A 13,796-nucleotide genomic window follows, 5' to 3' on the forward strand; every position below is an offset into this window, starting at 1 on the left:
TAGGAGGTATTTTGTCATGAAAAAAAGTCGGGTCATCCAATTACTGGGGCTGATCTTGATTGGCGTTTTGGTCGGACTGGGATACAGCCAGCGAGCAGCGACCGATGCTAGTCAGTCAATCACCGCAGTTGGTTCCACCGCTTTACAACCATTAGTTGAAGCTGCAGGTGAGCAGTATAGTTCTGAACACACAGGTGTTTTTATTAATGTGCAGGGTGGCGGGTCTGGAACCGGCCTAAGTCAGATTCAATCTGGCGCCGTTGCCATTGGTAATTCGGATATTTTTGCAGAAGAACAAGCCGGTATCAAGGCGAGTCAGTTAAAAGACCACCAGGTGGCAGTTGTTGGGATTGCGCCAATTATTAATAAGAAAACTGGTGTGACCAATTTAACGAGTGCCCAATTAAAAGCAATCTTTACGGGTAAAATCAAAAATTGGCGGACCGTTGGCGGCAAAAATTTACCAATTGTCTTGATTAATCGGGCACAAGGGTCAGGGACACGTAAGACCTTTGAGACTTATGCCTTGAATGGTCAGGAAAGTGCAGATTCTCAAGAGCAGGATTCTTCTGGACTGGCTCGTTCGATCGTCGCGAGTACGCCAGGTGCGATTAGTTATGTCGCTTTTTCATATTTGGATACTTCTGTAACGACGCTACGAGTAGATGGCATCAAGCCAACGGAAGCTAATGTCAAAAACAATCACTGGAAGATCTGGTCTTACGAACATTTGTATACGAGTTTAAAGCCAGATCAATTAACAAAGAAATTTATTAATTACATTTTATCAACGGCTGTCCAGAAAAAGTTAGTGAAGCAGTTAGGGTATATTTCGGTCCATGACATGCATGTTCAACGTAGTGCGACCGGTAAGATTACAATAGTGAAATGAGGGGGACCGCATGGATAAAATTCGAGCAAGCTTATTAAAAAAGTCAATTGCCAGCAAAATTGAGCGGCGCGGGAAGATTATTAGTCTGACCTGTTTAGCGTTAATTATTCTGGTCGTATTCTTAATCTTTTATTTTGTGGCGTCACGTGGGTTAGCAACATTTTTTCAAAATCATATTAATTTCTGGCAGTTTCTAAGCGGCACGCAATGGAATCCAGGCACGACCGGAACCAATGGTCAACCCGCCGTGGGTGCGCTACCGATGATTGTTGGTTCATTTCTAATTACGATCCTGTCAGCAATCATTGCAACGCCGTTTGCAATCGGAACTGCGGTCTTCATGACTGAGATTTCGCCACGACGCGGAGCCCAAATCTTACGGCCCGTCACTGAATTGTTAGTCGGAATTCCGTCAGTTGTCTATGGGTTTATTGGGCTACAAGTCGTTGTCCCGTTTGTTCGTAATACTTTTGGTGGCAGTGGTTACGGGATTCTCTCTGGGACCTTCGTCCTATTTGTGATGATCTTGCCGACAGTCACTTCAATGAGTGCGGACGCTTTAAACGCCGTGCCACGGTATTATCGGGAGGCGTCGTTAGCCTTAGGGGCAACTCGCTGGCAAACGATTTATAAAGTGGTGTTACGTGCAGCCATTCCTGGTATGTTGACAGCGATTGTTTTCGGGATGGCGCGCGCTTTTGGGGAAGCTTTAGCCGTTCAAATGGTGATTGGGAACGCAACCTTGTTACCACACAACTTAGTGTCACCAGCATCAACTTTAACCAGTATTTTAACCATGGGAATTGGGAATACTGTCATGGGTTCACTTCAAAATAACGCGTTATGGTCCTTAGCCATGATTCTGTTATTAATGTCATTAGTCTTCAATATGGTGATTCGCTATATCGGCCGAAAGGGGAAATTAAGCAATGAACGCTAAACGAGTTGATAAGATTGCAACCGGCGTATTGTACGCGATTGCGGCATTTGTTGTCATCATTTTGGTGGCGTTACTTGGTTATATTCTCGTTCAAGGGGTACCAGAAATTTCTTGGCATTTCTTGACGTCACCGGCCTTGTCGTTTGAAGCTGGTGGTGGGATTGGCATTCAGTTGTTCAACTCTTTCTACTTATTATTCTTAGCTTTACTCATTTCACTACCGATTTCTTTGGGAGCTGGGATTTACTTAAATGAATATGCGCCACAAAACACGGTGACTGGGCTGATTCGAACGACAATTGAAATTTTGAGTTCGTTACCATCCGTGGTTGTCGGATTATTTGGTTATCTCTTCTTCGTAGTTCAGTTCAAATTAGGCTTCTCGATTCTGTCTGGGGCCTTTGCCTTAACGGTCTTTAATCTGCCAATTTTAACGCGGAGCATTGAGGAAGCCTTGGCAAATATTTCCAATGATCAACGCGAAGCTGGGTATGCCTTAGGTTTGTCACGATGGGAAACCGTTACTAAAATCGTGGTACCGGCAGCCTTACCTAGTATTATTACTGGGATTGTTTTAAGTGCTGGACGAATTTTTGGTGAAGCCGCTGCGTTAATTTACACGGCTGGTCAATCAGCACCAGCGCTGAATTTCCATGATTGGAATCCGTTCAATATTAGCAGTCCACTGAGTCCAATGCGGCCGGCAGAAACATTAGCCGTCCATATCTGGAAAATCAATTCAGAAGGTATTATGCCAGATGCTAAGGCGGTTTCGGCTGGGGCTTCGGCTGTGCTGATTATTGCAGTCTTGCTCTTTAACTTCTTAGCACGTTGGCTGGGCAAACGCTTGTATAAACATTTAACCGCTGAATAAAGGAGGCCCTTTTTATGGCAGATAGTAGCAACTTAACGACGTCACAACGTCACATTATGAAATTTGATCCAAAAGACCATGAAATTGCGCTTTCGACCGAAGACTTGCATGTATTTTATGGTAAGACTGAGGGAATTTCAGAAGGTGATTTACAATTTGAACGGTATAAGATTAGTGCCTTGATTGGTCCGTCTGGTTCTGGTAAATCGACTTATTTGCGGTCGTTGAACCGGATGAATGATCGAATTGCGACGGTTAAAGGTAAAATTATGTATCGTGGATTAGACATCAACAGCAACGATATTGATGTTTACGAGATGCGACGCCACATTGGAATGGTGTTTCAGCGACCCAACCCATTTGCTAAATCAATCTATGAAAACATTGCATTTGCATTGCGACAACGGGGAATGAATAAAAAGCAAGATCTAGATGAGATTGTGGAGCGTTCTTTGCGCCAAGCGGCCATGTGGGATCAAGTTAAAGATGATTTGAATAAAAGTGCCTTGGCGCTATCTGGTGGTCAACAACAACGGCTCTGTATTGCCCGGGCGATTGCCATTAAACCAGACATTTTATTATTGGATGAACCGGCCAGTGCCCTCGATCCAGTATCAACAAGCCAAATTGAAGATACTTTATTAGAATTAAAACAAAACTATACCATCATTATTGTGACTCATAATATGCAACAAGCGTCACGAATTAGTGACTATACGGCGTTCTTTAACTTAGGCAAAGTCTTAGAATATGGCGAAACCGGCGATATTTTCACCAATCCTCAGGTCGATCTGACCAATGATTATATTTCTGGTAACTTTGGTTAAAAAGGAGGCCGCTATGAGTACGATTTTAACAACTGAAAATTTATCTTTATTTTATGGCAAGAAACAAGCCCTCAAAGGGGTCAATATGAGTTTTGATGAAAAAGGCATCACAGCTTTGATTGGGCCTTCTGGCTGCGGTAAATCAACTTTTTTACGGTGCTTAAATCGGATGAACGATTTGATTCCAAATGTTACAATCACCGGTGAAGTTAATTTTAATCAGAGTAATATTTATGCCCCAACGACAGATACGGTTAAGCTACGCAAAGAAATTGGGATGGTTTTCCAACAACCAAATCCTTTTCCGTTTTCAATTTATGAAAATGTGGTCTATGGGTTGCGATTAGCTGGTGTCCGAGATAAAGAAACTTTGGACGCTGCGGTGGAAAAAAGCCTGAAACAAGCCGCAATTTGGGATGAAGTCAAAGACCGGCTACATGTCAACGCCTTAGCACTCTCCGGTGGTCAACAACAACGAGTCTGCATTGCGCGAGTGCTCGCTGTTGAGCCAGATATTATCTTATTGGACGAAGCGACGAGCGCGTTGGATCCAATTTCTAGTCATACGATCGAAATGACCCTCTTGAATTTACGGCATGATTACACTATCATAACTGTTACGCATAATATGCAACAGGCTTCACGGATTTCTGATCGGACCGCATTTTTCTTGAATGGTGAATTAATTGAGGTAAATGAGACCAAGCAGATTTTCATGAATCCGGTAAAACAAGAAACCAATGACTATATTTCTGGACGATTTGGCTAGGAGGATAAAACATGCGACGACTATTCGACGATGAGTTAAATGATATCGATGCTAATTTTACTGAAATGGGAATGATGGTCAGTGAGACCATCGAAAAAGCAGTCAAAGCCTTTATCGACCATGATCGGGAATTGGCTCAAGAAATCATCGATAATGATGCAAAAATCAACGAGCGTGAAGTGGAATTAGAACAAAAATCTTTCGAAATGATTGCTTTGTATCAACCCGTGACCTCTGATTTACGGGAAATCGTCACAATTTTGAAAGCTGTTTCTGAACTAGAACGGATGGCTGATTATGCCCGGAACATTGCGCACGCCACGATTCGGGTCAAAGGGCATGTCCGAGTTCCTGAAATTGAGGCGCAATTGTCTGAAATGGGGAACCGGGTCCGTAAGATGGTTGAAGAGATGTTGGCAGCTTATGTTAAGAGTGACGACCTGGCTGCGCGCAAAGTTGCCGAGAAGGATGCAAAAGTTGGTGAAATGTTCGATAAAATTAACGAAAAAGGCATTTCTAAGATGGAGCGTCATCCGGAAACGGTGATTGGGTCAACCGACTATTTAAACGTGGCGAGCTATTTAATGCGTATCGGCGCATTAGTCACAAATATTGGTGAATGGATTGTCTATTTGAATACGGGACAAATTATCGAATTAAATCCCGAAAGCTCAAATTTGGTCTAGATAAACCTAAATAATCTCTAAAGCTGGTTCGTGAAGTTTGCAACCAGCTTTTATAATTAGTAAGATATAATTAGACTAAACTTATTGAGGTGTCTAATTATGAAAACTAAAACTAATCGTAAACTAACTAAATCTAATAATCGTGTCATTGCTGGCGTCTTGGGCGGTATTGCGGAATATCTGCAATGGAATGCTAATGTCTTACGGGTCTTGTTTGTTTTGTTGACCATTGCCTCCCATGGCTTTGGAATTTTGTTGTACTTGGTCTTGATGACCATTATTCCTAGCAAGCCTGAAAATACTGGTTTCTTTGAACAAATGCGCCAAGCGAGTCAACAGGAAAAACCGCGGACTCAGCATTCTGAAGGTCGTAAAGAGATTCATAACGTGCATGAGGAAGATGAACCGCGCCACCAAGATTAATGGAGTGATAGTGAGTGGGTTTTTGGAAACGAATTTTAATTAATACAATTTTATTTATCGCGATTGCTGGCTTCTTTCAGAGCGGTTTCCATGTGGCAAACTTATGGGTCGCACTGATTGCCAGTTTCGTGTTGGCGGTTTTAAACGCCGCAGTTAAACCAATCTTGATTTTACTAACCTTGCCAATCACGTTAATTACGATTGGTTTGTTTAGTATTGTGATCAATGGGTTTATGTTGCAAATGACGTCGTATTTTGTCGGTAAAGCTAATTTTGGCTTCTCAAGTTTTGGGATGGCCGTCTTAGTCTCAATCTTAATGTCATTGGCCAACGTGATTGTTTCTAATTTTTTCGCAAAGTCAGCGGAGTAAATGGTGAATAAAGCGCTTTAAAGTGCTAAGATTAACAGATAGGAATGATCCGTTTTCGGTCCAAAAAGTGTGGAAGGCTTGAAAGATGATTGCAATAGTAATCATGGACAATGCCGACCGCACTTTTTTTAATAACTGATTGATTTGGGAGGGATTAACTTGGCAGGAAGCGTAACAGTTGCCGATTTAGTAAAAAACACCCGTTTGGATGTCTACCACGGCGCCAAGCTATTGGCAGATAAAGAGATTACAACAAGTGATATTTCACGACCTGGGCTGGCACTTACGGGTTACTTTAATTATTACCCGCGTGAACGGGTACAGCTTTTAGGAAAAACTGAAACCGCTTATTCAAAAAATATGAGTCATGATGAACGGTTGATGATTTTTCGCAAAATGTGTCAAATGACGACACCGGCGTTTGTGGTTTCAACCGGTTTGCCTGTGCCTGATGAACTTGTACAGGCGGGTGAGGAAAATAGTGTGCCAATCTTAGGCACTAAAATGACGTCATCGCGAATTTTGAGTAATATGACGAACTACTTGGAAGGTAAATTAGCGGAACGTCAGTCTGTTCATGGGGTCTTAGTAGATATTTATGGACTCGGTGTCTTGATTACGGGTGACTCCGGTGTTGGTAAAAGTGAAACCGCATTGGAACTTGTTAAACGTGGTCACCGTTTGATTGCGGATGATCGAGTAGATGTTTATCAACAAGATGAACAGACACTGGTTGGTGAAGCACCTAAAATTTTAAATCATTTGCTGGAAATCCGTGGTATTGGGATTATTGATGTGATGAATCTCTTTGGTGCTGGGGCTGTTCGGCAAGATACGGACATTGACCTTATTGTACACTTAGAGAGTTGGACGCCAGATAAGCAATTTGATAGACTAGGAAATGGAGAACAGTCGCGGAAGTTCTTTGATGTTGAAGTTCCTGAAATTTCGATTCCAGTTAAGACTGGTCGAAACTTAGCCATTATCATTGAAGCCGCTGCCATGAACTTCCGTGCGGAAAGCATGGGTTATGATGCAACTAAAGTCTTTGATGATAATTTGAACTCCTTAATTAAAGAAAATTCGGCACATGATTCTCACAAGCATTAAGGAGATGGCAACAGCGTGAAACTCGTCTTGGGGGCGTTAAACCCAATTGCCTTACGATTAGGGCCAATTGAGGTACATTGGTATGGGGTCATTATCGCGACGGCCGTAGTAATTGCGGTCGCTTTGGCTGTTCGTGAAGGTAGTCAACGTGGTATTCGACCAGATGATATTTATGACATGATTCTATGGGCATTACCATTTACGCTTATTGCGGCTCGGACGTATTATGTGGCTTTTCAATGGTCGTATTACAGTCAGAATCCCGGTGAGATCATTCGCATTTGGGATGGGGGCATTGCCATTTATGGTGGCCTCATTGGGGCTGCGATTGTCGTGATTCTCTTTTGTCGACACCGGTTTATTCCGGTTTGGTTAATGCTCGATGTGGCGGCGCCAACCGTCATTATGGGGCAAGGAATTGGCCGCTGGGGTAATTTCATGAACCAAGAAGCTTATGGTCGGGTAACGAGCTTAAGCTTCTTACAAGGGCTGCATTTGCCGCAATGGTTGATTTCACAAATGAATATCAACGGTGCTTACCGACAACCAACTTTCTTATATGAATCGATTTGGGATTTATTAGGATTTGTGGTCTTGATGGTGACTCGGCACCGAACGGGTCTTTATAAGCAAGGTGAAGTATTCTTAGCTTACGTGGCGTGGTACTCCTTCGGGCGCTTCTTTACTGAAGGCATGCGAACGGATTCACTGATGCTATTTCATATAATTCGAATTTCACAAGCACTATCTGTGGTATTATTTGTTGGGAGCATCGGCCTCATTATTTGGCGCCGACGTCACCTGACGCAGAACCGTTGGTATTTGGACGGTTCTGGTCAAAAATTTGCCACAGAAAATAAGTAGATAAGAGGTTTATTTGGATGACAGAAAAAATTGCTGTTTTGGGTGCTGGCTCATGGGGCAGTATCTTAGCGAATTTATTGGATGAAAATGGGAATGAAGTGCGGCTATGGTCGAATTCTGCGGCCCAAGTAGCCGAATTAAATGATCAACACACGAATGAACGCTACGTCCATGATTTTCATTATTCCGAATCACTAACGGCCTATACGGACTTAGCAGCTGCTTTGGACGGGGTCGCGGCAATCTTGTTTGTTGTGCCAACCAAAGCGATCCGTAGTGTTGCCCAACAAGTGACAACCGTTTTACAAGCGAGTCATCAGCGGCCCATTATCATTCATGCTAGCAAAGGGCTCGAATTGGAGACGCATAAACGTTTGTCACAAGTCTTAGCAGAAGAAATTCCGGCTAAGCTACGCCAAGCCATTGTCGTATTATCCGGTCCTAGTCACGCTGAAGAAGTGGCGAAAAAAGATATTACGTTGATTACTGCAGCCAGTGCGGACACTACTGCGGCTGAGTTTGTTCAGCACTTATTTATGAATGATTACTTTCGAATTTATACCAATCATGATGTGATTGGGGTTGAGCTTGGTGCGGCGTTGAAAAACATTATTGCGCTAGGTGCCGGGGCCTTGCATGGCCTTGGTTACGGCGATGATGCCAAAGCTGCCCTAATGACTCGGGGACTAGCGGAAATTAGCCGTTTAGGAGTTGCTTTAGGTGCGGAACCGTTAACCTTTATCGGGTTGTCGGGTGTTGGCGATTTAATCGTTACCGCCACAAGTGTTCATTCACGTAATTGGCGTGCCGGTAATGAACTGGGTGCTGGGCAAGATTTGAAGACGGTCATTGCGACGATGGGGATGGTCATTGAAGGTATCCCATCGACTAAAGCTGCTTATGAATTAGCCCAACAGCATCACATTGACATGCCAATTACGAGTGCCATTTATGATGTTTTATATAACGGTGCTGATATCAAACAGGTGATTCCACAATTAATGCGTCGTGAGGGTAAGCCTGAAATTCAATAGGTTATCATTTAATTTCATTATATTTAGGAGGATTATCATATGTCTAGAGTTAAAAAAGCAGTGATCCCTGCTGCCGGTTTAGGAACCCGCTTTTTACCTGCTACCAAAGCAATGCCAAAGGAAATGTTACCAATCGTCGACAAGCCAACTATCCAATTTATCGTGGATGAAGCCCGCAAGTCTGGTATCGAAGATATTGTCATTGTGACTGGGAAGAGCAAACGTAGTATTGAAGATTATTACGATTCCAATCCAGAACTAGAAGATAATTTACGAGCTAAGCACAAGGATGAAATGTTGAAGTTGGTCCAAGAAACGACTGATGTTAACTTATACTTCATTCGTCAATCTCATCCACGTGGCTTAGGTGATGCCGTTTTAACGGCGAAAGCTTTTGTTGGGGATGAACCATTTGTCGTCATGTTAGGTGATGACTTGATGGAAGACAAAGTGCCGTTAACTAAACAATTAATGGATAGTTATGATAAGACCCATGCGTCAACTTTGGCTGTAATGAAGGTTCCTCACGAAGACGTTTCGAAGTATGGCGTGATCAATCCTGAAAGTGAAAAAGAACCTGGTTTGTACAATGTGAATAACTTTGTTGAAAAGCCAAGTCCTGAAGATGCACCCAGCGATTTAGCAATCATCGGTCGCTACTTGTTAACACCAGAGATTTTTGACGTGTTGGAACATCAAAAACCTGGTAAGGGCAATGAAATCCAATTGACGGATGCCATTGACACCTTGAACAAGACTCAGCGCGTTTTTGCCCATGAATTCAAAGGGACTCGCCATGATGTTGGTTATAAGTTTGGTTACTTGAAGACGACCATTGAATATGGCTTGACTCATCCAGATGTTAAGGATGATCTACGGGCTTATATCAAGGATTTAGGCGCCAAGTTAACTAAAGCAGACGCCGGCAAAACGACGACCAAAAAGACGACTAAGTAATGACTAAAAAACGTTGCCAACTGAAATCAGTTGTGCAACGTTTTTTTAACGATCACTTTTTAATTTAAATAGGTGAGGCTTACCGTAGTAATACCCTTGACGAAGTGGAATCTCTAAGTCATCCGCGAGCTGATCCTCGGCATCATTCTCAACACCTTCTAGGATCAAACGCATATCATGCTCACGGGCCACTTGTCGCCAAAATTTAAGTTGGGTTGGAATCTCATCTGCACGTTCCTCATTGCGGAAATTCTGCATGGCAAATTTGATTTCTTCGGCATACCCCAAAAGTGGTTTAATGTGGTCATAGACGTTAATCCCCGTACCAACGTCATCTAAACTAAACTGTAGACCATGTGATTTAATCAATTCGATTTGCTTTTGCATGGCAGTTAACGAATAGTTATCTTCACCAGGTTCTTCAGTGACTTCGACAATCACTTTAGTTGGAAATAGCTTCATTTGCGCCGCAATCACGGCAGCCGTGATCTCTGGATTAAGGAATTGCTTACGGTTAAAATTAATCGAAACTGATCCAATTTTTAGGGATAACTCACTGGCAGTCGCCTTTAGCAGGTCGATCTGAACGTCAATGGGAATCGCTTCAAAGTTTTCTGGCAAAGTCCAGCGATCATTTTCGGTTTCACGATAACGGATGAGCATTTCATAGCCAATTAATGAATTGTTGAATTTATCTAACTGTGGCTGAATAAAATAACGGTACATAGCGTGCTCCTCGCATATAAATTATGTTTAAAAATATTACCCTGTAAGCTACAGTTTAACCCAAAACGACTTAGAACGAAACGATAAACCACTGTTTGCCGGAATTATTCGTTCCCCTAAATAATAAATTGCCCAATAATTAACGATTTTGGATATAAATTAATTCCGAAAGCGTTTATAATGGTAAATGACTTTGTTAATGCATTTGAACATAAAATGGAGGATGTTAGATATGAAAATTGTTATCGTGGGTTGTACCCATGCAGGAACTGCGGCAGCGGCTCAGATCTTGAAAAATCATCCAGAAGCAAAAGTAACAATCTATGAACGAAATGATAATATTTCGTTTTTGTCCTGTGGGATTTATTTGTATTTAGGTGGCAAAGTTCAACGGCTGGAGGACATGTTCTATTCGTCACCAGCAGCGCTTGAGAAGTTGGGGGCCACCGTTAAAACTAAACATAATGTCTTAAAAATCGATGCCAAGGCAAAAACGATGCAAGTTGCAGATATGGCAACAGGGCGTGTTTTTGCAGATGACTATGACAAATTGATTATGACAACCGGCTCATCAGTAGCCGTCCCACCAATTTTTGGGATTGATGAATCGAAAGTCTTACTCTGCAAAACTTACGAGCAAGCTCAAGAAATTTATAAAACGGCCAAAGATAACCGCCGTATTGCCATCGTTGGGGCTGGTTATATCGGGACCGAATTATCCGAAAGTTATGCCAACACGGATCATGACGTGACCTTATTCCAGTCACATGATCAAATCTTGAATCATTACATCAGTAAAGATATGTCTGATCGGGCCGTTGGTGTTTTAAAGGAACATGGAGTCAATGTCCTCTTGAGTCATCGAGTGACCGGATTTACGGGCAATGAAGATGGTGAACTAGTCATTGAAACCAATCAAGGTGATTTCACCGCGGACTTAGCCATTGTCGGAACAGGGTTTGTGCCTACAACGGAACTGTTACGGGGACAAGTTGACATGGATAAACATGGCGCAATCATTATTAATGATTACGTCCAAACGTCGAACCCTGACATTTATGCCGCTGGGGATTCTTGTGTCGTTAACTTTAATCCAACGGGTCGTTCTGCTTACACCCCGTTAGCGACGAATGCGGTTCGGCAAGGTGCTTTAGCTGGGTTGAACGTTTTTGGCGATATTCAGCGTTATATGGGGACACAAGCTACCTCAGCAATGCAGTTGTTTAACTATACGTTGGCCACGACAGGATTGACTTATGAGGTAGCTAAGCAGAGCCATGTACCTGTTAAACGAGTAGTCTTTGAAGGAACTTGGCGGCCAAGCTACATGCCATCAACGGATCCTTTAACGATTGAATTGACCTATAATCCTGAAAATCGACAAATCTTAGGCGCTCAATTTTGGAGTCCACACGAAGTGGCTCAATCGGCGAATACCGTTTCGGTTGCGATTCAAAACGGCAACACCATCGATGATTTAGCGTTTGTTGATATGTTATTCTCACCAAACTTTGATGATCCATTCAACTACTTGAATCTGGTAGCTCAAATGGCCGTAGATCAAGAAGAACAAGCGGGTCATGGTAAGAGTCGATTCACTGCGGTTGGTGATTGGGCTAAGCAAAATGATCAAAGTTTGAAGGATCAAAAATAATAAAGCTACGTTATGGTATAGTTATAACGTAACAATTGTTAAATGATAAAAGCAATTTTTATTTCGAATCATAGTAGTTATAGCATGAGCCGCTTCTTGTAGGTTAGTTTTAGACAACTAAATTATACGAGTCGTGTTGGCTTATGCTTTCTTTGTTTCAATTAATATATTATTCAAGCCGGGAGACAGAGTAACTGCTTTTTGGTCAAAGTTTACCTTATAATCATTAATCAAGGTTGAGATTAAATAAGCATAACGCTATACTTTCAATATAAATTGATTATGTTAACGCTGTAGAATTTAAATACTTTTAATTCGATACTCAGTATGAGGAAAATAATGATGACACTCAATCAGCTGGAAACTTTTTTGTTATGGATCACGTTAATACTAGCAGTGGCTTTTTTTGCAACGATTATTATTTATTATTGGTATTCTCGTAAAAACACTAATAATTACTTGGAAAATAGCGCTATTGAGCTACGTTACTTTATTCAAAAACAAGTGAACTATCATGGTGAATTGACAGGTTATGAGTGTTTATTGCGGCAACATAACGTAGATGGCTCATGGTCGTTACCACAAAGGCTAGATTCATTGCCGTTGCAACGAGTCATTTTTTTGTTGCGAACGACTTTTAAAGCACTGCCATCAACTCCGATTACGTTATCGATTAATTTAGAGTATGACCAAATTATTAGTCCTGACTTCCGTTATTTTGTTCGTTGGGCGATTGCCAATATTGATCCGATGCATTTGGCAATCGAATACACCCCCAAATACCAGCCTAAGCGAATTAATAAATGGTTGTTTCGGCGGCGGATTCGACAGGCGCGACAATATGGGATGACATTTGGAATTGATAATGTTGGTTCCAGCTTGAGCGATTTAAAAAGTATTGAATGGTTATTACCAGAAATTGATGTATTAAAGTGTTCAATGCGTGATTTTCGTAAAGAAGACTCATCCGTTTGGTTAGATTTAAATCTACAATTTTGGTACAAACTTTCTAGAGAACATCATATTAACTTAATTTTAATGGGTGTAGAGAATGCTGAGGATGAGCGACTCGCGGAACAGTTGAAAATTGGTATTCGTCAAGGTTACTTATTCGGTCGACCGATAGACCCAGATATGAAGGAGACAAAACATGGCAAAAAATAAGCCAACTAAGGCAGTAACGTCACAATTATATACGGATGCTTTTTTTAGTAAGGGACATTGGCTATTAAAAATTTGGCAGAGCTTAATTGCGATACTTGGTTGGCTTGCGGCAATTTTGCCAATGCTGTGTACAATATTGTCATTATTGCATAGTATTAATCCTAAAATCCCTGGATTGTGGCATTATCATGAAGGAATCTTTGAAATTAAATTTATTGGCATATTACTGTTATTTATGTTTGTATTAGCTTCGCTATTTGCGGTGACTATGACGATTATTCAGAACCGTAAACGTGACCGAGTTGTCGAGCAGTGGCCAACTTTCAATCCAATTAATCAGAATAAGCGAACTAAATTGTTGGCTAAGTTTATGGATGACCGATTTGGCAGTACCGACTTTCGGGAAAATGTTCGGGACTATCATGTTAAGCCAGAGCAAAATTTAGATACTGATACATTCCAAAAATTGTACGAAGAACATGATATTAATGATTTGGATTCATGA

16 protein-coding genes are annotated in these 13,796 nt (G+C 41.7%); 15 read left to right on the top strand and 1 reads right to left on the bottom strand.

Annotated elements, in window-relative coordinates:
* Positions 1 to 16 precede the first annotated feature (16 nt).
* The 12 genes from RA086_RS02800 (at position 17) to galU (ending at position 9,747) form a co-directional block, all read left to right on the top strand.
* On the top strand, positions 17 to 892 hold the full coding sequence (locus tag RA086_RS02800) for a phosphate ABC transporter substrate-binding protein PstS family protein (protein WP_308702396.1): 876 nt from the start codon (positions 17 to 19) through the stop codon (positions 890 to 892).
* Between the two features lie 10 nt (positions 893 to 902).
* A complete protein-coding gene (pstC, locus tag RA086_RS02805) occupies positions 903 to 1,832 on the top strand; it encodes a phosphate ABC transporter permease subunit PstC (RefSeq protein ID WP_308702397.1) in 930 nt (309 codons plus the stop codon).
* Positions 1,822 to 2,706, top strand: a complete 885-nt coding sequence (pstA, locus tag RA086_RS02810; protein ID WP_308702398.1) for a phosphate ABC transporter permease PstA — start codon at positions 1,822 to 1,824, stop codon at positions 2,704 to 2,706. The genes pstC and pstA overlap by 11 nt, the downstream gene beginning before the upstream one ends.
* Before the next feature lie 14 nt (positions 2,707 to 2,720).
* Entirely contained in the window at positions 2,721 to 3,533 is an 813-nt protein-coding gene (gene pstB, locus RA086_RS02815) for a phosphate ABC transporter ATP-binding protein PstB (protein WP_308702399.1), read from the top strand.
* Positions 3,534 to 3,546: 13 nt separating this feature from the next.
* Entirely contained in the window at positions 3,547 to 4,302 is a 756-nt protein-coding gene (gene pstB, locus RA086_RS02820; protein ID WP_308702400.1) for a phosphate ABC transporter ATP-binding protein PstB, read from the top strand.
* A gap of 11 nt (positions 4,303 to 4,313) precedes the next feature.
* Positions 4,314 to 4,988: a phosphate signaling complex protein PhoU gene (gene phoU / locus RA086_RS02825; RefSeq protein ID WP_308702401.1), complete on the top strand. Its 675-nt coding sequence runs from the start codon at positions 4,314 to 4,316 to the stop codon at positions 4,986 to 4,988.
* 99 nt (positions 4,989 to 5,087) lie between these two features.
* Positions 5,088 to 5,411, top strand: a complete 324-nt coding sequence (locus RA086_RS02830; RefSeq protein ID WP_308702402.1) for a PspC domain-containing protein — start codon at positions 5,088 to 5,090, stop codon at positions 5,409 to 5,411.
* A 14-nt stretch (positions 5,412 to 5,425) separates the two neighbouring features.
* Positions 5,426 to 5,782, top strand: coding sequence for a phage holin family protein (locus tag RA086_RS02835; RefSeq protein ID WP_308702403.1), 357 nt, complete (start codon positions 5,426 to 5,428; stop codon positions 5,780 to 5,782).
* 159 nt (positions 5,783 to 5,941) lie between these two features.
* Positions 5,942 to 6,892 carry an HPr(Ser) kinase/phosphatase gene (gene hprK, locus RA086_RS02840; protein WP_308702404.1) on the top strand — a complete coding sequence of 317 codons (951 nt, stop codon included), beginning with the start codon at positions 5,942 to 5,944 and terminating at the stop codon, positions 6,890 to 6,892.
* A 15-nt stretch (positions 6,893 to 6,907) separates the two neighbouring features.
* Entirely contained in the window at positions 6,908 to 7,756 is an 849-nt protein-coding gene (gene lgt, locus RA086_RS02845) for a prolipoprotein diacylglyceryl transferase (RefSeq protein ID WP_308702405.1), read from the top strand.
* A 17-nt stretch (positions 7,757 to 7,773) separates the two neighbouring features.
* Positions 7,774 to 8,790 carry an NAD(P)H-dependent glycerol-3-phosphate dehydrogenase gene (locus tag RA086_RS02850; protein ID WP_308702406.1) on the top strand — a complete coding sequence of 339 codons (1,017 nt, stop codon included), beginning with the start codon at positions 7,774 to 7,776 and terminating at the stop codon, positions 8,788 to 8,790.
* A 39-nt stretch (positions 8,791 to 8,829) separates the two neighbouring features.
* Entirely contained in the window at positions 8,830 to 9,747 is a 918-nt protein-coding gene (galU, locus tag RA086_RS02855) for a UTP--glucose-1-phosphate uridylyltransferase GalU (protein ID WP_308702407.1), read from the top strand.
* Between the two features lie 45 nt (positions 9,748 to 9,792).
* Here galU and RA086_RS02860 read toward each other — a convergent pair whose 3' ends face one another.
* Complete coding sequence (locus RA086_RS02860) at positions 9,793 to 10,473, bottom strand: EAL domain-containing protein (RefSeq protein WP_308702408.1); 681 nt, start codon at positions 10,471 to 10,473, stop codon at positions 9,793 to 9,795.
* 232 nt (positions 10,474 to 10,705) lie between these two features.
* Here RA086_RS02860 and RA086_RS02865 point away from each other — a divergent pair, with 232 nt between their 5' ends.
* The 3 genes from RA086_RS02865 (at position 10,706) to RA086_RS02875 (ending at position 13,796) form a co-directional block, all read left to right on the top strand.
* On the top strand, positions 10,706 to 12,127 hold the full coding sequence (locus tag RA086_RS02865) for an FAD-dependent oxidoreductase (RefSeq protein WP_308702409.1): 1,422 nt from the start codon (positions 10,706 to 10,708) through the stop codon (positions 12,125 to 12,127).
* A 342-nt stretch (positions 12,128 to 12,469) separates the two neighbouring features.
* Positions 12,470 to 13,291 carry an EAL domain-containing protein gene (locus tag RA086_RS02870; protein ID WP_308704401.1) on the top strand — a complete coding sequence of 274 codons (822 nt, stop codon included), beginning with the start codon at positions 12,470 to 12,472 and terminating at the stop codon, positions 13,289 to 13,291.
* On the top strand, positions 13,278 to 13,796 hold the full coding sequence (locus RA086_RS02875; RefSeq protein WP_308702410.1) for a hypothetical protein: 519 nt from the start codon (positions 13,278 to 13,280) through the stop codon (positions 13,794 to 13,796). Before RA086_RS02870 ends, RA086_RS02875 begins: the two co-directional genes overlap by 14 nt.

Origin of the sequence: Lactiplantibacillus brownii (assembly GCF_031085375.1) — a bacterium.
Lineage (GTDB): Bacteria > Bacillota > Bacilli > Lactobacillales > Lactobacillaceae > Lactiplantibacillus > Lactiplantibacillus brownii.

Excerpts from the sequence above, each read along its gene's own strand:
- RA086_RS02800 (WP_308702396.1), top strand. The coding sequence starts at position 17 with ATGAAAAAAAGTCGGGTCATCCAATTACTGGGGCTGATCTTGATTGGC.
- pstC (WP_308702397.1), top strand. The coding sequence starts at position 903 with ATGGATAAAATTCGAGCAAGCTTATTAAAAAAGTCAATTGCCAGCAAA.
- pstA (WP_308702398.1), top strand. The coding sequence starts at position 1,822 with ATGAACGCTAAACGAGTTGATAAGATTGCAACCGGCGTATTGTACGCG.
- pstB (WP_308702399.1), top strand. The coding sequence starts at position 2,721 with ATGGCAGATAGTAGCAACTTAACGACGTCACAACGTCACATTATGAAA.
- pstB (WP_308702400.1), top strand. The coding sequence starts at position 3,547 with ATGAGTACGATTTTAACAACTGAAAATTTATCTTTATTTTATGGCAAG.
- phoU (WP_308702401.1), top strand. The coding sequence starts at position 4,314 with ATGCGACGACTATTCGACGATGAGTTAAATGATATCGATGCTAATTTT.
- RA086_RS02830 (WP_308702402.1), top strand. The coding sequence starts at position 5,088 with ATGAAAACTAAAACTAATCGTAAACTAACTAAATCTAATAATCGTGTC.
- RA086_RS02850 (WP_308702406.1), top strand. The coding sequence starts at position 7,774 with ATGACAGAAAAAATTGCTGTTTTGGGTGCTGGCTCATGGGGCAGTATC.
- galU (WP_308702407.1), top strand. The coding sequence starts at position 8,830 with ATGTCTAGAGTTAAAAAAGCAGTGATCCCTGCTGCCGGTTTAGGAACC.
- RA086_RS02860 (WP_308702408.1), bottom strand. The coding sequence starts at position 10,473 with ATGTACCGTTATTTTATTCAGCCACAGTTAGATAAATTCAACAATTCA.
- RA086_RS02865 (WP_308702409.1), top strand. The coding sequence starts at position 10,706 with ATGAAAATTGTTATCGTGGGTTGTACCCATGCAGGAACTGCGGCAGCG.
- RA086_RS02870 (WP_308704401.1), top strand. The coding sequence starts at position 12,470 with ATGACACTCAATCAGCTGGAAACTTTTTTGTTATGGATCACGTTAATA.
- RA086_RS02875 (WP_308702410.1), top strand. The coding sequence starts at position 13,278 with ATGGCAAAAAATAAGCCAACTAAGGCAGTAACGTCACAATTATATACG.